General features: G+C 62.6%; 19 protein-coding genes, 1 tRNA gene and 1 pseudogene. 7 read left to right on the forward strand and 14 right to left on the reverse strand.

What is annotated here, in order from left to right; all coding sequences use genetic code 11:
• Positions 1-134: 134 nt before the first annotated feature.
• On the forward strand, positions 135-2,606 hold the full coding sequence (locus FJ974_RS09475; RefSeq protein WP_140530007.1) for an EAL domain-containing protein: 2,472 nt from the start codon (positions 135-137) through the stop codon (positions 2,604-2,606).
• Positions 2,607-2,662: 56 nt separating this feature from the next.
• Here FJ974_RS09475 and FJ974_RS09480 read toward each other — a convergent pair whose 3' ends face one another.
• From FJ974_RS09480 to FJ974_RS09490, 3 genes are all read right to left on the reverse strand, one after another.
• Positions 2,663-3,529: a hypothetical protein gene (locus FJ974_RS09480; RefSeq protein ID WP_181177012.1), complete on the reverse strand. Its 867-nt coding sequence runs from the start codon at positions 3,527-3,529 to the stop codon at positions 2,663-2,665.
• Positions 3,530-3,764: 235 nt separating this feature from the next.
• Positions 3,765-4,304, reverse strand: a complete 540-nt coding sequence (locus FJ974_RS09485; protein ID WP_140530010.1) for a DUF2937 family protein — start codon at positions 4,302-4,304, stop codon at positions 3,765-3,767.
• A gap of 342 nt (positions 4,305-4,646) precedes the next feature.
• Positions 4,647-4,723: transfer RNA gene (locus tag FJ974_RS09490), tRNA-Met, on the reverse strand.
• Between the two features lie 241 nt (positions 4,724-4,964).
• Here FJ974_RS09490 and FJ974_RS09495 point away from each other — a divergent pair.
• Positions 4,965-5,930, forward strand: coding sequence for a Gfo/Idh/MocA family protein (locus tag FJ974_RS09495; protein WP_140530012.1), 966 nt, complete (start codon positions 4,965-4,967; stop codon positions 5,928-5,930).
• Positions 5,931-5,963: 33 nt separating this feature from the next.
• Here FJ974_RS09495 and mnmA read toward each other — a convergent pair whose 3' ends face one another.
• Positions 5,964-7,154: a tRNA 2-thiouridine(34) synthase MnmA gene (gene mnmA / locus FJ974_RS09500; protein WP_140530014.1), complete on the reverse strand. Its 1,191-nt coding sequence runs from the start codon at positions 7,152-7,154 to the stop codon at positions 5,964-5,966.
• 257 nt (positions 7,155-7,411) lie between these two features.
• Here mnmA and FJ974_RS09505 point away from each other — a divergent pair, with 257 nt between their 5' ends.
• On the forward strand, positions 7,412-7,687 hold the full coding sequence (locus FJ974_RS09505; RefSeq protein WP_006203587.1) for a DUF1153 domain-containing protein: 276 nt from the start codon (positions 7,412-7,414) through the stop codon (positions 7,685-7,687).
• 63 nt (positions 7,688-7,750) lie between these two features.
• Here FJ974_RS09505 and FJ974_RS09510 read toward each other — a convergent pair whose 3' ends face one another.
• Positions 7,751-8,677, reverse strand: coding sequence for an NADP-dependent oxidoreductase (locus FJ974_RS09510; protein WP_140530016.1), 927 nt, complete (start codon positions 8,675-8,677; stop codon positions 7,751-7,753).
• On the opposite strand from FJ974_RS09510, the gene FJ974_RS09515 reads away from it, so the two are divergent.
• Entirely contained in the window at positions 8,667-8,954 is a 288-nt protein-coding gene (locus FJ974_RS09515; RefSeq protein WP_226891538.1) for a winged helix-turn-helix transcriptional regulator, read from the forward strand. The two genes, FJ974_RS09510 and FJ974_RS09515, sit on opposite strands and share 11 nt — an antisense overlap.
• Before the next feature lie 223 nt (positions 8,955-9,177).
• Here the strand turns inward: FJ974_RS09515 and FJ974_RS09520 are convergent, their stop codons facing one another.
• Positions 9,178-9,555: a flagellar export protein FliJ gene (locus FJ974_RS09520; RefSeq protein WP_140530018.1), complete on the reverse strand. Its 378-nt coding sequence runs from the start codon at positions 9,553-9,555 to the stop codon at positions 9,178-9,180.
• 447 nt (positions 9,556-10,002) lie between these two features.
• Here FJ974_RS09520 and ctrA point away from each other — a divergent pair, with 447 nt between their 5' ends.
• Positions 10,003-10,698 carry a response regulator transcription factor CtrA gene (ctrA, locus tag FJ974_RS09525; protein ID WP_006203583.1) on the forward strand — a complete coding sequence of 232 codons (696 nt, stop codon included), beginning with the start codon at positions 10,003-10,005 and terminating at the stop codon, positions 10,696-10,698.
• A 126-nt stretch (positions 10,699-10,824) separates the two neighbouring features.
• Here ctrA and FJ974_RS09530 read toward each other — a convergent pair whose 3' ends face one another.
• On the reverse strand, positions 10,825-11,193 hold the full coding sequence (locus FJ974_RS09530) for a response regulator transcription factor (protein WP_140530164.1): 369 nt from the start codon (positions 11,191-11,193) through the stop codon (positions 10,825-10,827).
• A gap of 227 nt (positions 11,194-11,420) precedes the next feature.
• Positions 11,421-12,050 carry a histidine phosphotransferase ChpT gene (chpT, locus tag FJ974_RS09535; protein ID WP_140530019.1) on the reverse strand — a complete coding sequence of 210 codons (630 nt, stop codon included), beginning with the start codon at positions 12,048-12,050 and terminating at the stop codon, positions 11,421-11,423.
• A gap of 335 nt (positions 12,051-12,385) precedes the next feature.
• On the opposite strand from chpT, the gene FJ974_RS09540 reads away from it, so the two are divergent.
• On the forward strand, positions 12,386-12,967 hold the full coding sequence (locus tag FJ974_RS09540) for an EipA family protein (protein ID WP_140530021.1): 582 nt from the start codon (positions 12,386-12,388) through the stop codon (positions 12,965-12,967).
• A 155-nt stretch (positions 12,968-13,122) separates the two neighbouring features.
• Entirely contained in the window at positions 13,123-14,265 is a 1,143-nt protein-coding gene (locus FJ974_RS09545) for a hypothetical protein (protein WP_140530023.1), read from the forward strand.
• A 33-nt stretch (positions 14,266-14,298) separates the two neighbouring features.
• Here the strand turns inward: FJ974_RS09545 and FJ974_RS09550 are convergent, their stop codons facing one another.
• From FJ974_RS09550 to FJ974_RS09575, 6 genes and pseudogenes are all read right to left on the reverse strand, one after another.
• Positions 14,299-15,096 (reverse strand): TrmH family RNA methyltransferase, encoded by a 798-nt coding sequence (locus tag FJ974_RS09550; protein ID WP_140530024.1) that lies wholly within the window; start codon positions 15,094-15,096, stop codon positions 14,299-14,301.
• 54 nt (positions 15,097-15,150) lie between these two features.
• Positions 15,151-15,489, reverse strand: a complete 339-nt coding sequence (locus FJ974_RS09555) for an ArsR/SmtB family transcription factor (protein ID WP_140530026.1) — start codon at positions 15,487-15,489, stop codon at positions 15,151-15,153.
• Positions 15,490-15,664: 175 nt separating this feature from the next.
• A complete protein-coding gene (locus tag FJ974_RS09560; protein WP_140530028.1) occupies positions 15,665-16,426 on the reverse strand; it encodes a HugZ family protein in 762 nt (253 codons plus the stop codon).
• A 36-nt stretch (positions 16,427-16,462) separates the two neighbouring features.
• Positions 16,463-17,653, reverse strand: coding sequence for a CaiB/BaiF CoA transferase family protein (locus FJ974_RS09565; protein WP_140530029.1), 1,191 nt, complete (start codon positions 17,651-17,653; stop codon positions 16,463-16,465).
• Positions 17,654-17,660: 7 nt separating this feature from the next.
• The gene (locus FJ974_RS09570) at positions 17,661-18,422 is read right to left on the reverse strand and encodes a 3-hydroxyacyl-CoA dehydrogenase (RefSeq protein ID WP_140530031.1); all 762 of its coding nucleotides are present in this window, start codon (positions 18,420-18,422) and stop codon (positions 17,661-17,663) included.
• 114 nt (positions 18,423-18,536) lie between these two features.
• Positions 18,537-19,058, reverse strand: a pseudogene (locus tag FJ974_RS09575) (GNAT family N-acetyltransferase); the annotation flags it as partial.
• Positions 19,059-19,105: the final 47 nt, after the last annotated feature.

Below are 19,105 nucleotides of genomic sequence, written 5' to 3' on the forward strand. Positions count from 1 at the left end.
ACCACATGACGGAGCGGCCGTGCAGGCATTTTCGCCGTCTTATCGGTATATCCGCCAAAGCTAATCGTTACGGATAGGTAAGGTTTCCCAAGATAGAAGTATTCCTACTGTTTTTTTCAAACGCGAGACCCAGGATGTCGCGTTCAGAATTTCCAGTCGACCAGTTGGCCAAATCGTTTTCCAACGACGATGCCGACGCCGTGAGGCTGGTGCTGGATGCGGTCCCGCATCCGATATTCCTGAAGGATGACCAATCCCGTTTCGTCGTGCTGAACCGAAGCATGTGCGAGTTCATGGGTCATTCCTATGGGGAGCTGGTCGGTAAGACAGACTATGACTTCGTCCCGAAGGAACATGCCGATGTATTCCGGCGCATCGATCGATTGGTGCTGGACACCGGTGACGTCAACGAAAACGAGGAAATCATTCAGGGGCAGCAGGGCGAGATCCGCACACTTGTAACGCGCAAGGCACGCGCGTTATTGCCGAACGGCGCCCGCTTCGTGGTCGGGTGTATTGCGGACATCACCAAACTGAAGCAGCACGAAGCCTCACTGCATCTCCTATTCGAGGAAAACCCGCTTCCGATGTGGGTGTTCGAAAGAGGCAGCCTGCGCTTCCTGGATGTCAACCAGGCTGCCATCGGGCACTACGGCTACACGCGCGAGCAATTCCTTTCGAAGTCGATACTCGACATCAGGCCTCGGGAGGACGTCGAGAAGGTCCGTCAGGTTGCCGGCACTGGCAAGGGATCGTATGGCACCGGGCGCAGCTGGCGTCATATCAAGGCTGATGGCAGCCTGATCGATATCGTCGCCTATTCGAAGCCGATCGATTACGACGGTCGCGCGGCTTTTATGGTTGCTGTCATCGACATAACCGAGCGCAAGCGGGCCGAGGACGACCGCCGCCGCACCAAGGAATTCCTGGATACGGTGATCGAAAACATACCGGTCATGCTCTTTGCCAAGGAGGCGGATCAGAACCGCTATGTCCTGATCAACCGGGCCGGCGAAGAACTGCTTGGCATCCCGCGTGATGAGTTGATCGGCAAGACGGACTCCGAGCTGTTTTCGGCGGATCAGGCCGGGGCCTTTCTTACGCAGGATCAGGAAGCCCTGCGTTCTGACAATGTTCAAATCTCCGCCGAAGAAAAAGTGCATACGCGGCACAAGGGGGTGCGCGATCTCGTAACCCGACGGTTGGCTATCGAAAGTCACGACGGTAAGTCGAAATACGTACTTGGGGTAGCTGAGGACGTCACCGATCGCAAGCGCGATGCCGAGCGCATCGCCCACATGGCCACGCATGACGCGCTCACTGATCTGCCCAATCGGGCCGCACTCGTCGAGCGCCTCGAATTCACGCTCGAGCGCGCGACGTCTGGCAGGGAAATGTTCGCGCTCATGCGCTTCGATGTCGACGGGTTCAAACAAGTCAATGACATTTATGGACCCGGAGTCGCAGACGCGCTGCTTCACCAGGTGGCGAAGCGCCTTGCTGTCGCCACCGACAAGCACTTCCTCGCGCGGACCGGTAGCGGCGAGTTCACCATAATCATCGGCGAGGGCCCGCATCCGGCGACAGCCGTAGCGCTGGCCGACCGCCTGCTGGCGGCGATCGCCAAAGGTTTCGACGTTGACGGCCATACCCTGCGCGTCGGGCTGAGCATTGGGATTGCCTTTTTCCCTGACGATGCCACCGATGCCACAGCTCTCCTGAGCAACGCTCACGCAGCACTCGATCGTGCCATAACCGATGGCCGTGGCGTTTTCAGGCTGTTCGAGGCGGACATGGATCGCAAGCTACGCGAACGCCGCGCCCTCGAGCAGGGTCTGCGGTCGGCGCTCGCAAGCGGCGCGATGTTCCTCCACTACCAGCCGCAAGCGAACGTATCCGGCGAGATCATCGGATTCGAGGCTCTGGTCCGGTGGTCCCACAAAGAACGGGGGGTGATTCCTCCTGTCGAGTTCATTCCGCTGGCTGAAGAGAGCGGATTGATCGTACCCATCGGGGAATGGGTGCTGCGGGAGGCATGCCGGGAGGCGGCTTCGTGGACGAAGCCGATCCAGATCGGCGTGAACCTGTCTCCGGTACAATTTCGCCAGGGCGATCTTCCGGGCCTTGTGCATTCGGTCCTGCTGGAGACGGGGCTTGATCCAAAGCGACTCGAGCTGGAAATTACGGAGAGCGTCCTGTTCGACGACTTTTCGCGGGCAAGCTCTATCCTCAGGTGCCTGAAATCGCTCGGCGTGAAGATTGCGCTGGACGACTTCGGGACCGGCTATTCGTCGCTTTCGTATCTTCAGTCTTTCCCCTTCGACAAGATTAAGATCGACAAGTCCTTTGTCTGGATGATTCAGAAGAACCCGCAATCAGCGGCCATCATTCGCGCAATCGTTGGGCTGGGCAGAGGCCTCTCGATGCACGTCATCGCAGAAGGTGTCGAGACATTCGAGCAGCTGGATTTTCTTAGCCAAGAGGGCTGCAATGCTTTGCAGGGATATCTGATCGGAAGGCCTTACCCGATTGAGGCATATGCGAATGAGGTCGGCAAAGCTGGAGGAACGTCGGACATGGCGCGTCCTCGCCGCAGGCGGACATAGCCGCCCCACAGAAAACCTGCAGCACAATGCAAACAGGTACCCGGCCGCGTAACACTTCAACTCTCTCCGGGCATAGAAAAACAGGCGTTGAAGGCCGCGTCGACGACGGCGAGCTTGGCAGCCTGGACGGCCATGTATTCCTGGTAGAATTGCCTTGAAACCCACATGACAGAATGTCCGCGCTGGCCGACCCAGCCGATGCTGCCAAGCGCCTCGGCATCATGAAGCTTGCGCGCCAGATGGGTGCGTGAGAGCTTCAGCCAGTTGGCAAATTCGCTGATCGAAATGACGCTGGTCGGTATCCTTTCCAGGCCGGCGTCCTCGGGATCGATGCCGGACATTAACCAGTCCATGACGATGCCGCCATTGTTGAGCCAGATGAACAGCGAAAAGGTCTGTTGCGGTTCGCGCACCGGATCGGAGGCAAGCAGGCCATCGGCGATCAGCGGCTGCAGGATGGACAGCATCCCGGGCCGGGCGAGGAAGGTCGCCAGGCGGTTGCCGCCGTCGATGTTGTCCAGGGTCCTGAGATGAGCGTGGATCCAGCCGGTGAATGTCTCGATGGTGGTTGCGGTCGGCCGCAACGGGTGGGCGCGCGCATCGCCGCTCGTCGAAAGGTATTCGGCGATATTATAGTGCAGCATCTCCTTGAGAAATGCCTCGGCGGTGTTGCGGCTGGCGACGGAATTCCGGCGCACGACCTCGATGAACCGTGCCGTCGTCAGTTCGGTGCGGCGGTCATTCGGGTCGCGCCGGAAATGTATGGCGAGCCCGACATGACCCAGCAGCCAGCGCTGCTGGGTGGCGAAGACGGCGGCCAGGCGCGGGCTTGTTTCATAAATATGGATCAGCGCGCGCGATTGTTCCTGGACACTGCGAAGCGTTGCCGGATGGACAGCAATGTCTTCGGCCTTCAATACCATTTTCTCCGGAACTCCCATCCAATGCCAGGCAACAGGAAGGCAAGATTTCCAGCCTTGGCCGGTTGTGTCCAGTTGCCTATTGGAACAACCGACCGTGGCCACGCGCGTTCCTTGCTAACCCTTTGCATTGGATTGGAAAACCCTCCCACCAATGGCCTGGCCCGCGGCCCAACGCGTCGTTGCGTCGACTTCAGACCGGATCAACCCAGTCGGCGCTGAGGTTGGTGTCGATTCGCTAGCGGCGTCTCGCCGAAATCAGGTTCGAGCGTCGCAACGCCAACATACCTGCACGCCATATCCAGCGGAGCAAAGCCGCAAGCATGTACATGGCGCCAACCCCGAAAAAGAAGCCGAAGGCTGCCCAGAGCAAACCGGCGGATGTTATCGGGACAGCCGGCCGGAAATCCTGCCATGCGCCGGCAAAAACCGCCCGGTCGCTATATCCGAGAACGAGGGGCTGCAGCAGCGGCGAGCGCTCGGCGAAATCCTTCTGTTGTTCAACGAGGTTCTCGTAGCGGGCAATTGCTGCGCTCATGCTGCGGCCACGAGCCTTGAACAGCGGTTCCGTGGCCTGCTGGTGGAGGTCGAGCGCCTGTGCCCGCGACAAGCCCGCGCCGGCGGCGTCCCGGTCAAATTCGGAAACGACATGGCCAAGCTCCTCGACCGCACCGCCCAGGCGCTGTCGATATTGCTGCGCGAATTCGGGCATTTGCGACGCGCTTATGCCCAAAGCCAACGCCATGGCGTAGATCAGATTTTCCTTGAGCATCGCCATGCCTGAAGCCGCCTCATCAAACCATGCCGCTTCCGGCGGGTCTCACCTGGGCCGCCTCGGTCGGTCAACTGCGGGAAGCGCGCTGCCGTTTCTTTTTCGAAGCCGTTCTCAGAACTCCGGGAACTGGCAATTTCACAACGTCCTGACGGGGTCAGACGATCCCGCGAACGTCGCGCCGACAACACGGCATTTGGCTCGTCAGCTTCATGCACTATGATCTCGGACACATCGACTTGGGACAGAGGATCTTGCAGACCGTCGACAACCCGCTCGGCACGAGATTGTCACCCATGTCTTAGGTACGAACTGTCACCTATGTCTCCGGCCCGTACAGGGGATCGATGGTAGCGGGAGAGGGACTTGAACCCCCGACCCCAGGATTATGATTCCCGTGCTCTAACCAACTGAGCTACCCCGCCAGGGCGGCGAAGGGCTCGAAAAACCAACCATAACAGGTGGACAATTCGAGGCGTTCGCCAAGGTCGCGCGGATATAAGGTTCAGAGGGCGAGCCTGTCAAGCTTGGATGCGATCCTCGTGCCGGCATAATCTCGTCCCGGAAAAGCTTTGCCGGGCAGACAATCGAGCGCATGCGCCGGGGTTGAGTTCGACGGGGCACGTCGCTATGTCTCGGCCATGAAATTCTAGAGTTTGAAAACGAATGAAGCCGCGCATCGCAGTCCTCGGTTGCGGATACTGGGGCAGCAACCACATCCGCACCCTCAAGGCGCTTGGCGCGCTCCATGCTGTTTCGGACGTCAACCGCGCCCGCGCCGAAGGCTTTGCCAGCGAGCAGGATTGCCTGGCGATCGAGCCGGACAAATTGTTCGACCGCGCCGATGTCGACGCCGTCGTCATGGCATTGCCGCCGCAGTTCCACGCAGACACGGCGGTGCGGGCCGTCGAGAACGGCAAGGACGTGCTGGTCGAAAAGCCGATCGCGCTGACCGTCGCCGACGCCGAGCGCGCGGTCAGGGCGGCCAAGGACAACGGCCGCGTCTTCATGGTCGGCCATGTGCTGCGCTTCCACCCGGCATTCGAGACGCTGAAGGCGCTGATCGACAATGGCGAACTCGGCGAGGTTCGCTACATCCACTCGCACCGGCTTGGCCTCGGCAAGTTCCATACCGAGAACGACGCGCTGTGGGATCTGGCGCCGCACGATTTGTCGATGATCCTGGCCATCACCGGCACCGAACCGATCGAGGTGAGGGGCGAGGGCGCCGCACTTCTCGATAATCTCAGCGACTTCGCGCATCTGCACATGCGCTTTCCCAACGACCTGCGCGGCCATCTGTTCACGTCGCGCCTCAACCCGTATCGCGAGCGGCGGCTGACCGTGGTCGGCACCAAGGCGATGGCGGTGTTCGATGACGTCGAGCCCTGGGAGCGCAAGCTTGCCGTCTATCGCCACGCCGTTTGGCAGGACAGCGGCCAGTGGGCTTTCACCGCCAACGAGCCGTCCTATGTGGCGGTCGGCGAAGGCATGCCGCTGACGCGCGAGCTCGCCCATTTCATCCAGTGCGTCGAAACGCGGGCCGAGCCGCGCACAGACGGCGAGGAAGCCATCCGGGTGCTGCGCATCCTGACGGCGGGCACTGTGATCCACACGGGTTCGTCCGCGTAAACCTGCCTGAAACCGCAGCAATAGGACTAGAAATTACTCGGCCGGAATCTGCGCCGGCTTGGCCGCCAGCCTGGACAGCATGGCTTCGGCTTCCGCGCCGCGCTCGGAACGCCCGATGAAACCGCCGCCAAACACCCGCGCGTCGTTGGCGTCGTCGGAATAGAGCACGCAGGCCTGTCCGGGCGCGATACCGGACTCGCCGTCGACCAGCTCGACCGAGGTCAAGCCGGCACTATAATGCAGCACGGCCGGGCGCGGCGGCCTGGTGGAGCGGACCTTGGCGAAAAGCTCAAGCCCGCCGGCCGGGATGTCCGACAGCGGGCCGTCGCCCAGCCAGTTCATGTTGCGCAGATAGATCTTGTGCGTCTCCAGCGCCTCGCGCGGGCCGACGACGACGCGCGCCCGATCGGCGTCGAGGTGGACGACATAGAGCGGCTCGCCGGAGGCGATGCCGATGCCGCGGCGCTGGCCGATCGTATAGCGCAGGATGCCTTCATGGCGGCCGAGCACGCGGCCGTCGATATGGACGATGTCGCCCGGATTGGCGGCCGCCGGCTTCAGCTTGGCGATGATATCGGAATACTTGCCCTGCGGCACGAAGCAGATGTCCTGGCTGTCCTGCTTGGCGGCAACGGTCAGCCCCATCTCCTCGGCGATGGCGCGCACCTGCGGCTTCGACAGGCCGCCGAGCGGAAAGCGCAGATAGTCGATCTGCGCCTGGGTGGTGGCGAACAGGAAATAGCTCTGGTCGCGGTCGGCGTCGACCGGCCGGTAGAGCGCGCGATGGGCGCCGTTGGCGCCGGAGCGGATGTAGTGGCCGGTGGCCAGCGCGTCGGCGCCGAGATCCTGCGCGGTGGCCAAAAGATCGGCGAACTTCACCGTCTGGTTGCACGATACGCAAGGGATCGGCGTTTCCCCGGCGACATAGCTCTCGGCGAAGGGGTCGATGACCGCCTTGCGGAAGCGCTCCTCATAGTCGAGCACGTAATGCGGAATGCCGAGCGTCTCGGAGACGCGGCGGGCATCGTCGATGTCCTGGCCGGCGCAGCAGGAGCCTGCCCGATGGGTCGCGGCGCCATGGTCGTAAAGCTGCAGGGTGACGCCGACGACATCATAGCCTTCGCGCTTCAGGAGACCGGCGACAACAGAGGAATCGACGCCGCCCGACATGGCGACGACGACGCGGGTGTTTTCGGGGCGTCCGGGTAGATCGAGGCTGTTCATGGTGCTTTCACTATGCGTGGCGCTTGATGCCAATGGCCGGAATATAGGTCAAGCGCCGCAAGTGCGCCAGCTTCGTCCCGGAAGCGAATTCCTGTCGGCAAATCGGGGCCGGTGGCGCGTTGTTTCAAATGCCGAACAAAACCCTAACGCGACGTTCACGATCCTTACCTAGTCATTAGGGTTCGCTTAGGCAATTTTTAAAGCTGTGGCGGTACTGTGGCGGGGATTGGGTCTTTGAGTTTTTAGTAGAGAGTACGATGACCGATCTGGTTAGACCTAGAGTCAAATATGTTATCGGGCCTGACGGCAGCCCCCTTACGATTGCCGATCTGCCGCCGACGAACACACGTCGCTGGGTTATCCGGCGCAAGGCGGAAGTGGTCGCGGCGGTGCGCGGCGGCCTGCTCAGCCTCGAAGAGGCCTGCCAGCGCTACAAGCTCACCACCGAGGAATTCCTCTCCTGGCAGGCGTCGATCGACGAATACGGCCTTGCCGGGCTGCGCACGACGCGTATCCAGCAATACCGGCACTAGTTCGACCGGCCGGACAGGGCGCGGAAACCTCGCGCCCTTTCGTTTTTCGGCACAACGCTGCGATCAGACCGTAAGCACCACCTTGCCGATCGGCCGGGTGGCGAGAAAGGCGTGGGCGGCGCCGGCCTGATCGAGCGGGAAAGCCTTCGCCACATGGGCCGAAAGCTTCTTTGCATCGACCAACCTGGCGAGCTCGACAAGGCCCTCGCGGTCCGGCGCCACCGACATGCGCTCGACGCGGATGCCGCGTTCCTTCGCCTTTGCCCTGGTGGCGTCGTGGACGTTGAGCAGCGACACCAGCACGCCGCCGTCGCGCAGCACCTTGAGCGAGTCGTCGGCATGGTCGCCGCCGATCGTCTCCAGCACCAGGTCGAGATCGCCGGCGCTGCCGGTGAAATCGCTCCTGGTGTAGTCGACGACCTGGTCGGCGCCGAGCGAGCGGACGAAATCGAGCTTGTCGGAGCTGGCGGTCGAGGCGACGTAGGCGCCGTGCGCCTTGGCGATCTGCACGGCCAGATGGCCGACGCCGCCGGCGCCGGCATGGATCAGCACGCGCTGGCCGGATTTGAGGCCGCCGTGGCGAACGAGGCCCTGCCAGGCGGTGAGGCCGGCCAGCGGAAGTGCCGCCGCATGTGCGTGGTCGATGCCTGCGGGCTTCGCGGCGATCTCCTCCGCCGGCGCAGCGGCAAGCTCCGCATAGGCACCCGCTTGCTTAGGAAAGCGCGGCATGCCGAACACGTCATCACCGGTCTTGAAGGCGGTCACGCCGGCGCCGAGCGCCTCGACAGTGCCCGAAATGTCCCAGCCGAGGATGAAGGGCGGTTCGCCAAGCAATTGATAGCGGCCGGCGCGCACGGTGGCGTCGACCGGGTTGAGGCCCGCCGCCTTGATGCGGACAAGCACCTCTCCGGGCTTGGGCGAGGGATCCGGCTGTTCGGCGATGACGAGGACGTCGGGCCCGCCGAAGGAATTCTGGATAATGGCACGCATGGTAACCTCCTGCTTCATGGGTAGTGTGAAAACCCCATTCGGCCATGATGCGTTCCGGCGCAGTTGTCCGTCGCATACCGTGCTCGACATGCTGGCCAGCAAATGGGTCTATCTCACCGTCTGCGCGCTACGGCGCGGCCGGCTGCGCAATGGCGAACTGGCGCGCAAGCTCGAAGGCATCACGCCGAAAATGCTGACCCAGACACTACGGGTCTCGAGTGCGATGGCCTTGTCCGGCGCGAGGTGTTTGCGTCATCCCGCCGCGCGTCGAATATGAACTGACGGAGCTTGGCCAGACATGGCGGGACTGCTCAGCCAGATCAGATCCTGGGCGCAAGAGCATGCGCCCGACATCAAGAATGCCCGCGCCCGTGTATCGGCGCAATCAGGACGAGATGGGCCATGCTGCCCTGAAAGCGGGGCCGGGATTTCCCGACCCGTGGCTTCGGCGGCGATGCCGGCGGATTTCCGGCAATAAGAGGATGAAGCGTGCTTCGCGCTCAGCCGATCATGGCGCTGCGGCCGCCGACATCGGCCTCGCGGATCTTGCTGTCGCGCGATTCCAGCATCTCAGCCTTGGAAAGCTCCGCTTCAGCTTCGCCGAGTAATGATTCGGCGGTGCTTCGCTGCTGGGCGAGGTCGCCCTGCGAATTCCTGAGGTTGTCGCGGCGCAAGCGTGCCGCCTTGGCGAAGGTCGGATAGGCAAAATGGTTGATGTCGGTGATGCCGGCCTTCTTCTCTTCGGCGGCGATCTGCAGCTCCAATTCGACGGCCATGCGCTCGAACTCGGCGATCATCATGTCCAGCTGCAGCAGCTGGCGCCGCTTCTCATTCACCTGAAACTGCTTCAGCCGAACGAGGTTTTCACGTGACTTCATGACTCGATACTCCCGGAAACGCACACCTGCATATCGTCCAATCCGCCAGGAAAAGTCCAAGCGTCGCCCGTATCCCCCGGCTTTCCCCACGCTATGGGAAACAAAGCCCTAAAGTTTTTTGCCGGCGGTAACCATTCGTTTACGGGCATTGTTAATCATACGGGCGAGGACTTAAGGCCGGGTAAAAATTCCGGCTGCGGCGGGAAGCGCGGCCTGCGAGTCCCTGGAGTCACTTAGGCTGGCTTATTAATGTGGTGCATTAGCGGTTTTGGTCTGTGATTCGTTATTAAATTCAAGTGGGTGTAGAAAGGGGTTAAAAAATCTGCTATCGTGTTCGACACGAAATTAGATTTTGTTAACCAATCGGTGGCACCTTCTGTTCAGGCAATCACTGCTCCGGTCCCGGATGGGTCGTGACCTGGCCCGGCAGCAGAAAAGGGGAATGAAATGCGTGTTCTGCTGATTGAAGATGACAGTGCAACCGCACAGAGCATCGAGCTGATGCTGAAATCGGAAAGTTTCAACGTCTATACAACCGATCTCGGCGAAGAAGGTGTCGATCTCGGCAAGCTTTACGACTACGACATCATTCTTCTCGATCTTAATCTGCCCGATATGTCGGGCTACGAAGTCCTGCGCACACTTCGCCTCTCCAAGGTCAAGACGCCGATCCTGATCCTCTCCGGCATGGCCGGCATCGAGGACAAGGTGCGCGGGCTCGGTTTCGGCGCCGACGACTATATGACCAAGCCATTTCACAAAGATGAGCTGGTGGCGCGCATCCACGCCATCGTGCGCCGTTCCAAGGGCCATGCCCAGTCGGTCATCACCACCGGCGACCTGGTGGTCAATCTCGATGCCAAGACGGTCGAGGTCGGCGGCCAGCGCGTGCACCTGACCGGCAAGGAATATCAGATGCTCGAGCTGCTCTCGCTGCGCAAGGGCACGACGCTGACCAAGGAAATGTTCCTCAACCACCTTTATGGCGGCATGGACGAGCCGGAACTGAAGATCATCGACGTCTTCATCTGCAAGCTGCGCAAGAAGCTCGACGCCGCGTCCGGTGGCCAGAATTACATCGAGACGGTGTGGGGTCGCGGCTATGTGCTGCGCGAGCCGGAAGACATCCGCGTCAGCGCCTGAGCGAATGCTTTTCAACGAAAAGCAAAAACCCGGCTCCGGCCGGGTTTTTTGTGAATCGGATATCTAATATTTTTTAGCGATTCCTGACGGAAAACCGTTCACGCTTTTCTTGGAATTGCTTTCGAATCAGGCGGCGATCTTGAGGACGCGGAAGCGTTCGAGCAATTGCGCCCGGTTGAAGGGCTTCAACAGATAGCCCTGGGCACCGGCGCGCTTGGCGCGCATGATCGAGGCGACGTCGACCTCGACCAGTGAAACCACGATCTGCGGCTTGGTATCGCTTTCGATACCGCGGATGCGGCGAATGAGATCCGCCGCCTGCATGTCCGGCAGGCCACCGTCGACGACGATGATCTCAGGCATGTCGGTGGCGCAAATTTCGATGGCGTCGAGCCCGCTGGCTGCTTCGGCAACCAGGAAGTCCGAGCCGCTAAGGATACGTTTAGCGACCTTTCTGATGACGCTCGAATCGTCCACGAACAGGCAGCGCTTCATTTCCGGGTCCTCTTGGCCAACTGCCGAACCGGCAACTTCCGGGTAATCTGCAGGCACCATAGGACAATCTGGTAAAGAAGCCGAAAAGCCGTTAGGTAAAGTTTTTCCAAAGAGGGCGGACCGCGCAGCTTTTTGTCCGTTACCCATCAGGGCGGTAACGGCAGCCATGCTTCGCCAGCGCTGCAAGTGCCGGCATCAATATAAATATATACTTGAGCAGTTCTGCCTCAGGCAGCCGACAGGACGATCTCGTCGGCGGTCGCGTGGATCGAGATCGTCATATTGGCCTCACGGGCCAAAAGCAACGTGTAATAGGGCTGGACCGAATGGGCGTCGATCGGCTCTTCAGGCTTGTGGCCTGAATGCAGTTCGAGGAATTTCGGCGGCACGCGCAGCATCGGACCGGCCGCCGACAGCGCAAAACGCGGCTCGGTATCGAGATTCTCGAGCGTGACCACCAGCTTGCCGCCGCGCGGTATCGCTGCGTTGGCGACCAGAATGAGGTTGAGCAGCAGCTTGACCTTGTTCTTGGGCAGCAGCGCCCGCACGCCGTTCCACACCAGTTCCGGCTTCTCGTTCTTGAGGAAGGCGATCGCCACGGCCTCTGCGTCGCCGGTGTCGATCATCATGCCGGCGGAACCGGCGGCGCCGAAGGCGATGCGGGCAAACTGCAGCCGCGCCGAGGCGTTCCTGGCGCTCTGGCGGATCAGCTTCATGGCGTCCTCGTCGGCGCCGCCTTCATCGAGCAGTTCAAGGCCGTTGTTTATGGCCCCGACCGGCGAAATGATGTCGTGGCAGACGCGGCTGCACAAAAGCGCGGCCAGGTCGGGGGCGGAAAGGGCGAAAAGCTCGGCCATCGGATATCCCTGCTCAGTTCACATATTCATGGCCAAGCGACTGATTCGCTCCTGCCCACACGAATCACGCTCTTTTCCAAGGCTTTCTGAATACACAGCACCCGCGCGAGCATCAACAAATCCGCGATCGTTAACGGCGAAAATGGTGTGTTCACGCAGGGACGCGGTGGCTGCGAAGGCCATATCAGCCTTCGTAGCGCCATCTTCCTGTGGAAGCTTAATGGTTGAAAAAGGATTACGGCATAGTTTGCCCGTGATAGCCACCTTGAACGGCCGGCAAGAGCCGTAGGGGTGCGAGGCGTCGGCGAAAGTGCTCCCTGACGGAGATTGGAAGCATGTTTTCCCGATTCTATGACCGGACCCTCGTCCGCGTCCTCACCATGACGATCGCTCTCCTGGGTGCTCTCGTCTTCTCAACCTCCGCGCTGCGGGCCCAGGAGTATACCGCTCAGGAGATCATCGATTCCGGTCACAAGTTCTTCGGCGCGACGTCCGGTGGCCTGGCCACGGTCGTCGAGAAGATCTTCGCGTCCTACGGCTTGCCCAACGGCTACCTGCTCGGAGAGGAGGGCTCGGGCGCCCTGATCGGCGGCCTGACCTATGGCGAGGGAACGCTCTACACCAAGAACGCCGGCGACCATAAGGTGTTCTGGCAAGGCCCGTCGCTCGGCTGGGATTTCGGCGGCGAGGGGTCGCGCGTGATGATGCTGGTCTACAATCTCGACGACGTGGGCAGCCTCTACAACCGCTTCGGCGGCGTCGCCGGCTCCGCCTATGTCGTGGCGGGCGTCGGCTTCAACGTGATGCAGAACAACCGGGTTCTGATCGTTCCGATCCGCACCGGTGTCGGTGCCCGGCTCGGCGTCAATCTCGGCTATCTGAAGCTCACGCAACGGCCGACCTGGAACCCATTCTGACCGGACAGGCCGTTCTGACCGACAGGATTGCCACAACCGCTCGGATAAGACCGATCACTCCGCGGCATGCTCTTGCCGCGGCGCTGGATTTCCGCCATGCCAAGGTGGCACAGTCGGGCGTTGGCGTTGCCGCCTCGCATGTTGGGTAGTCCACCTTGGTCCAGTCGATCCTGTTCTTCGCCCTCGGCTTCCTCTGCGCCGTCTTTCTGGTGTCGCTGATCGCGCCGGCCGTCTGGCGACGAGCCGTGGTTTTGACGCGCAGGCGCCTTGAAGCGTCGATGCCGCTGACGCCCGCCGAAATCCACGCCGAAAAGGACCGGGTGCGGGCTGAATACGCGATGACGACGCGCCGGCTCGAAATGTCCGTCAGAAGCCTGCAGGAAAAGGCGGCCGAGCAACTGGTCGAGATCGGCCGCGGACGCGAGGCCCTGAAAGGGCTGGCGGTCGAGAAAAAGGAGAAAGACCAGGCGCTTTCCGATCTGCAGGCCAAGAATGCGGAACTCAAGCAGCGCGAGGAAGACCTGCACAAACTGTCGGAAAAGCTCGCGCAGACGGAACGCACGCTGGAAAAGCGCGCCCTGGAAATGGAAAAGCTGGAGCAGATGTATGACGACGCCAGCTTCTCTTCCTCGAACCGCCAGATCGAACTGGTGGCGCGCGAATCGGAACTGGAAAAACTCGCCAGCGACATCGCGCTGCTGCGCGGCCAGCGCAAGGAAGCGGACCGGCGAAATCAGGGAGTCGCGGCGGAAAGCAAGGCCGCGCGGGACGCGTTGAAGGCAGAGAGGAAAAGAGCCGCCGATCTGGACAAGAAGGTCGAGCGGCTGCTGGCGACGCTTGCCGACCGCGAGGACAAGCTCGACCGGCGCGAGAAGGAACTCGCCCGCATGCGCTCGAAGCAGGAACTTTCGGCCAACGGCGCGGGTCGGCCGGCCGACGGGAGCGAAGACATCGACAAGGCAATCGCCAGGCTTGAAGGCGATCGGGAGCGGCTGGAGGCTAGACTGACGGTGCTTGCCCGCGAGAACAAGCGGCTCAAGACCGATCTTGCCGCGCGCGAAGCGGCAAAGCCCGAGCAGACGGGCGACGCTCGTCGCGCCGGCGCTGTGCTGCGCGAACAGATGAACGATCTGGCGGCGAAGGTCGTCAACCTGACGATGAAGCTCGACGGGCCGGACTCGCCGATCGCCAAGGCGCTCGCAACCCCGCGCGATGGACGACAGGGCGCCGCCGGAGACCGCGGCATCAGCCTTGCCGACCGCGTGAGGGCGCTGCAAAAGGCCGGTTCAACCAACTGAGGCAGGTCGGCAGACCTGCCTGCTGTGCGGCCGCTATCGGCTGGAAAATTGATGCAGGGCGATGGCCGACGCCGCGGCGACGTTCAGGCTGTCAAAGCCGTCCGCCATGCCGATCCGCACCGTGTGCAGACGATGAAGAAGATCTTGCGGGAGGCCTTCGCCTTCCGTGCCGAGATAAAGCGCCAGCCGCGGCGACCGTTCGACGGCGCGGATGTCAATTTCGCCGCGCGGCGAGAGCGCGAATTGGCTGAAGCCCAGCCGATCGAGGGTCGTGGTGAAGCTCTTTGTATCGTCGAAGGATGCAAAGGGGACCTTCAGCGCCGCACCGACCGAAACGCGGATCGCCTTGCGGTAGAGAGGGTCGCAGCAACTCGCGTCGAGAAGCACGGCGTCCGCCCCGAAGGCGGCGGCATTGCGGAAGATCGACCCGATATTGTCGTGGTTGGAGATGCCGATCAGGACGACCACCAAGGCGCGTCCGGGCAAGGTATCCAGCAAGGCCGGCGCGGAGAGCTGGCTGGCGCGAATGCCGACCGCCAATATGCCGCGATGCAGGTGGAAGCCGGCGATGCGGTCCATGACCTCGCCCCTGGCGACATAGACCGGGAAGTCCACCGGGGCTTTGCGCAGTATGGCCTCAATGCCTGCGAGCCTGTTTTCCAGGATAAGCGCCGACTCGGCGGCAAAGCGTCGCGTCGACAGAAGCAGGTCCAGCACCACCTTGCCTTCGGCGACGAAGCGTCCGTGCCTGCCGACGAGGTCGCGCTCGCGGATGTCGAGATAGGCGCCGACGCGCGGATCCTGCGGATCGTCGATGGGGATCAGTTTCATGAATTCTCGCCGGCGAAAGTCGCCAGCAAGGTAACGGGTTATGGATGGCGCGGGTCAAGTCCCGGCGCGGCGTAGCCGATAGGCCATCTGGGACAGGTCGCCGTCGCCGAAAATGCCTTCCAGCATGCGAAGCAGCTCGCGTACCGCCTCGGACTTGCAGGAATAATAGATCATCTGCCGGTCGCGGCGGGTTTCGACGAGATCGAGAGCTCTCAGCTTGGCCAGGTGCTGCGACAGCGCGGACTGGCTCAACCGGACTTTCTCGGCGATGGCGCCGACCGACATTTCGCCGTCGATCAGATGGCTCATGATCAGCAGCCGCTTCTCATTGCCCATGAGCGTCAGAAATGCGGCCGCCGACTCAGCATTGGCGATTAGTTTGCTCGAGATCATCGATCCCCCATGACTTCTGGCTCATCCAGCCGCCATGGGGGCAATGGCGCCTGATTTCAATTTTTTCAGATGACGATATGCGCTGCTGAATCAGCGTCACAATGAAGGGTAGAACATTTCGTCCAAATCTCAAGAGTTGCTTTCGACCTGCGACGATTAACTGTCCCGGCTGTGTCTAGCCGGCTGCACGTGCGGCCCTGGCCATCTCGACCAGCACGGTCCGCAACTCGCTGGCCGCGCCGAGAGGTTGAGGGAAAAAGACCCGGCAGACGGCGTCCGCGGCGGCCAGATCCATGCCGTCGGCATCGAAACCGGTGGCGATCCAGCCGTCGCCTTCGACCCGGGCGAAATGGCGCGCATAGACGCAAATCGCGTCACGATGGTCGGCATTCATGTGGTCGAGCGTCGACTGCTCGCTTGCCGCCAGTTCCTCGACGACAGGACCGTCGGTAATGAAGTCGGCGCGACGCAGAAGATAGGCTTTGCCGAAGCCGCCGTTCAGGCTGGCGCGTTCGGGCTCAAGGCGGAGAATCGAGAAGTCGCCAAGCCCGGCATAGAGCCTTGCCTTCGGATTGCGGTTGAGGTAGCGCCGCTCGGCACGGGCATGATCGGCCGATCCACGCTCCAGCCGCAGCGCCCGGCATGCCAGGGTAATGCGCGGATGCGCGAGCGGATCGCCCTTGCCGGGCTCGCCAACCAGAAGCGAGCAGCGCGGGTCGGCGAGAAGCGCGCCGGTATGGGCCGACAGCATCGACACCAGGATCAGCGGCGCGCCATCGATATCGGTGGCCACCCCGACCCTGCTGGCCAGCGGTGCGCCGGTGCCGGGCTCGATCACCGCAAGCGCGCCGAAGCGAGCAGAGCGGATCAAAGTCTTTGCCAGCCTGATCGCGTCGGCATCGGTCTTGCGGATGACATCCTTCTTCGTTTCGGCCAAAGCGCTCACCGCGATAAGTTGATTTTCGTGCTCCGGTTATCGGTCAAACAGGCCGGCGCTGACAAGGGTCTCGATTTCACTTTCCCCGATGCCGAAACGCCCCAGCACGTCTGCCGGCTGACGGTCGGTGGCCGCAGGCGCCGCGGCGAGGGCCGGCGAGGCATGTGAGAAGCGCGGTGCTGGCGCCGGCCGCTCGAGCCGGCCCGATCTCACGAAGCTCTGCCGGGCGCGGCTGTGCGGGTGGTCGCTTGCCTCGCGCAGCGACAGGACAGGCGCAACGCAGGCATCAGTCGCGGCAAAAAGCGCCTCCCATTCGTCGCGTGTCTTCTCGCTCATTCTGCCGGCGATGGCGGCGCGCATCTCAGGCCACAACGCCAGGTCATACTGGCCGCCGGCAAAACGCTGGTCGAGCGGCAGCAGCCTGGCGAATTCGGCGAAGAAGCGCGGTTCGAGGCAGCCAACGGCGACATGCCGGCCATCCGCTGTCTCATAAATGTCGTAGAAGGGCGCGCCGGAATCGAGCAGGTTTTCGCCACGCCTGTCGCTCCACAGGCCGGCAGCCATGTAAGCGTGGATGGGCGCCGCGAGCATCGCGGCACCTTCGACCATCGCTGCATCGATCACCTGGCCCTTACCGGTGCGCGAGCGCTGGAAAAGCGCGGCCAGCACGCCGGCGATCAGCATCATGGCGCCACCGCCCTGGTCGGCGACGAGGTTGAGCGGCGGCACGGGCGGCGAGCCTTGCCGGCCAATGGCGTGCAGCAGGCCGGCATAGGCGAGATAGGTGATGTCGTGGCCGGCGCGGCCTGACAACGGTCCGTCCTGGCCGAAGCCGGTCAGGCGGCCATAGATCAGCGCCGGGTTGCGCTCAAGCACGACGTCAGGCCCGAGGCCCAGCCGCTCCATCACACCGGGGCGAAAGCCCTCGATGAGCATGTCGGCGTTTTCGGCAAGGCGCAGCAACAGGTCCGTGCTTGCCGGCCGCTTCAGATCGAGCTTGAGGATGGAGCGGCCGTGGCGGTCGAGATCGTACTCTTGCGGCAGCGACAGAGGCGGCTGACCGTCGTCCGCACGCTCGATGCGCAGCACCTCGGCGCCCATTTCGCACAGCATCAGGGCCGCCAGCGGCACCGGACCGAGACCCGCAATCTCGATCACCTTGAGGCCGGCCAGCGGCCCGGCCTTGCCGGCAGCGACAACGCCGGCGCCTGTCGGCGACGCGGTCATCCCGGCGCTATTTCGGCGCCATGCGGATCGCGCCGTCGAGGCGGATCGTCTCGCCGTTCAGCATCTGGTTCTCGACGATGTGGAGCGCGAGTGCTGCATATTCGGAAGGCTCGCCGAGCCGGGACGGGAAGGGCACGGCGGCGCCGAGCGAATCCTGCACCTCCTGCGGCATGCCGGCCATCATCGGCGTCCTGAAGATGCCGGGCGCGATGGTGCAGACGCGAATGCCGGAGCGGGCGAGGTCGCGCGCCACCGGCAGCGTCATGCCGACAACGCCGCTCTTCGAGGCCGAATAGGCGGCCTGGCCGATCTGGCCGTCATAAGCGGCGACCGATGCGGTGTTGACGATAACGCCGCGTTCGCCGCCTTGCAGCGGATCGAGCCTCGACGCCCGGTCGGCGACGAGGCGGATCATGTTGAAGCTGCCGATCAGGTTGATCTCGATCACCTTGCGGAACTGCTCGAGCGGATGCGGGCCGTCCTTGCCGATTGTCTTCACGCCGATGGCAATGCCGGCGCAATTGACAAGAATGCGCGGCTCGCCAAGGTTTTCAGCCACTTCGGCGACTGCGGCCGCGCCGTTGTCGCCGTTGCTGACGTCGCACTGGACGGCGATGCCGCTAATTTCGGCCGCCACCTTCGCCGCACGATCGATGCCGACATCGAGGATGGCCACCATGGCGCCTTTGGCCGCAAGGGCGCGCGCCGTCGCCTCGCCGAGGCCAGAGCCGCCGCCGGTGACGATCGCGATCTGGCCATTCGGGTTCATGCCGACATGCTCCATATGTTAGCCGTCATGCTACGAAGCCCGCTGCTGCGGCGCAACCTGAAGGCCCGGATCAATCGAGGCACGCGGGGCGATCTGGGCCCGGGCCGCGGCCGGAACCTGTTCGGGCAGACGGGCGGTGTCCGCATGACAAACCTCGCCCTGGAGCCTGGCGACCGCACCGGGCGTGATTTCGTGATGGAGCAGCCGGTCGAGATCGACCGGGCGCGGCATGGTGATCTGCCCGCGCGCAAACCGCTTGAAGCCGAGCGGGCCATAGTAAGGCTCGTCGCCGACCAGCATGACGGCAGGCGTGCGGGCCCTGGCCGCGGCCTCCAGCGCGATCGCGACCAGCCGGCGACCGATGCCGAGATTCTTGAAGGCAGGCCGCACGGCGAGCGGCCCGAGCATCAAAGCGCGTCCGGCGCCGGCGGCGATACGTGTCATGCGTACGGATGCAATCACTGCGTCGTCCTTGACCGCGACAAAGGACATCGAGCGGTCATGTCCACCGGCTTCGCGGATTTTGTAGGCGGCGAGCACGAAACGGCCCGGCCCGAAAGCCTCCTCGTTGATGGCTTCGATCTCAGCATCGTGCGCCGGGGTTTCCGGCAGGTATTTCACGTCGGCAAGGTTCATGGTCTTTGCGTTCCGGTATGCGAGGAAAGGTCGCTGCGATCGGCAGC

It is taken from the genome of Mesorhizobium sp. B1-1-8 (assembly GCF_006442795.2).
Taxonomy (GTDB): Bacteria; Pseudomonadota; Alphaproteobacteria; order Rhizobiales; family Rhizobiaceae; genus Mesorhizobium.

Bases quoted from the DNA above. Each gene is read 5' to 3' on its own strand.
- FJ974_RS09515 (WP_226891538.1), top strand. From the start codon at position 8,667: ATGGCACGCATGGTAACCTCCTGCTTCATGGGTAGTGTGAAAACCCCA.
- FJ974_RS09510 (WP_140530016.1), bottom strand. From the start codon at position 8,677: ATGCGTGCCATTATCCAGAATTCCTTCGGCGGGCCCGACGTCCTCGTC.
- ctrA (WP_006203583.1), top strand. From the start codon at position 10,003: ATGCGTGTTCTGCTGATTGAAGATGACAGTGCAACCGCACAGAGCATC.
- FJ974_RS09570 (WP_140530031.1), bottom strand. From the start codon at position 18,422: ATGAACCCGAATGGCCAGATCGCGATCGTCACCGGCGGCGGCTCTGGC.
- FJ974_RS09520 (WP_140530018.1), bottom strand. From the start codon at position 9,555: ATGAAGTCACGTGAAAACCTCGTTCGGCTGAAGCAGTTTCAGGTGAAT.
- FJ974_RS09540 (WP_140530021.1), top strand. From the start codon at position 12,386: ATGTTTTCCCGATTCTATGACCGGACCCTCGTCCGCGTCCTCACCATG.
- chpT (WP_140530019.1), bottom strand. From the start codon at position 12,050: ATGGCCGAGCTTTTCGCCCTTTCCGCCCCCGACCTGGCCGCGCTTTTG.
- FJ974_RS09505 (WP_006203587.1), top strand. From the start codon at position 7,412: ATGACCGATCTGGTTAGACCTAGAGTCAAATATGTTATCGGGCCTGAC.
- FJ974_RS09565 (WP_140530029.1), bottom strand. From the start codon at position 17,653: ATGACCGCGTCGCCGACAGGCGCCGGCGTTGTCGCTGCCGGCAAGGCC.
- FJ974_RS09550 (WP_140530024.1), bottom strand. From the start codon at position 15,096: ATGAAACTGATCCCCATCGACGATCCGCAGGATCCGCGCGTCGGCGCC.
- FJ974_RS09495 (WP_140530012.1), top strand. From the start codon at position 4,965: ATGAAGCCGCGCATCGCAGTCCTCGGTTGCGGATACTGGGGCAGCAAC.
- FJ974_RS09555 (WP_140530026.1), bottom strand. From the start codon at position 15,489: ATGATCTCGAGCAAACTAATCGCCAATGCTGAGTCGGCGGCCGCATTT.
- FJ974_RS09530 (WP_140530164.1), bottom strand. From the start codon at position 11,193: ATGAAGCGCTGCCTGTTCGTGGACGATTCGAGCGTCATCAGAAAGGTC.
- FJ974_RS09475 (WP_140530007.1), top strand. From the start codon at position 135: ATGTCGCGTTCAGAATTTCCAGTCGACCAGTTGGCCAAATCGTTTTCC.
- FJ974_RS09480 (WP_181177012.1), bottom strand. From the start codon at position 3,529: ATGGTATTGAAGGCCGAAGACATTGCTGTCCATCCGGCAACGCTTCGC.
- mnmA (WP_140530014.1), bottom strand. From the start codon at position 7,154: ATGAACAGCCTCGATCTACCCGGACGCCCCGAAAACACCCGCGTCGTC.
- FJ974_RS09485 (WP_140530010.1), bottom strand. From the start codon at position 4,304: ATGGCGATGCTCAAGGAAAATCTGATCTACGCCATGGCGTTGGCTTTG.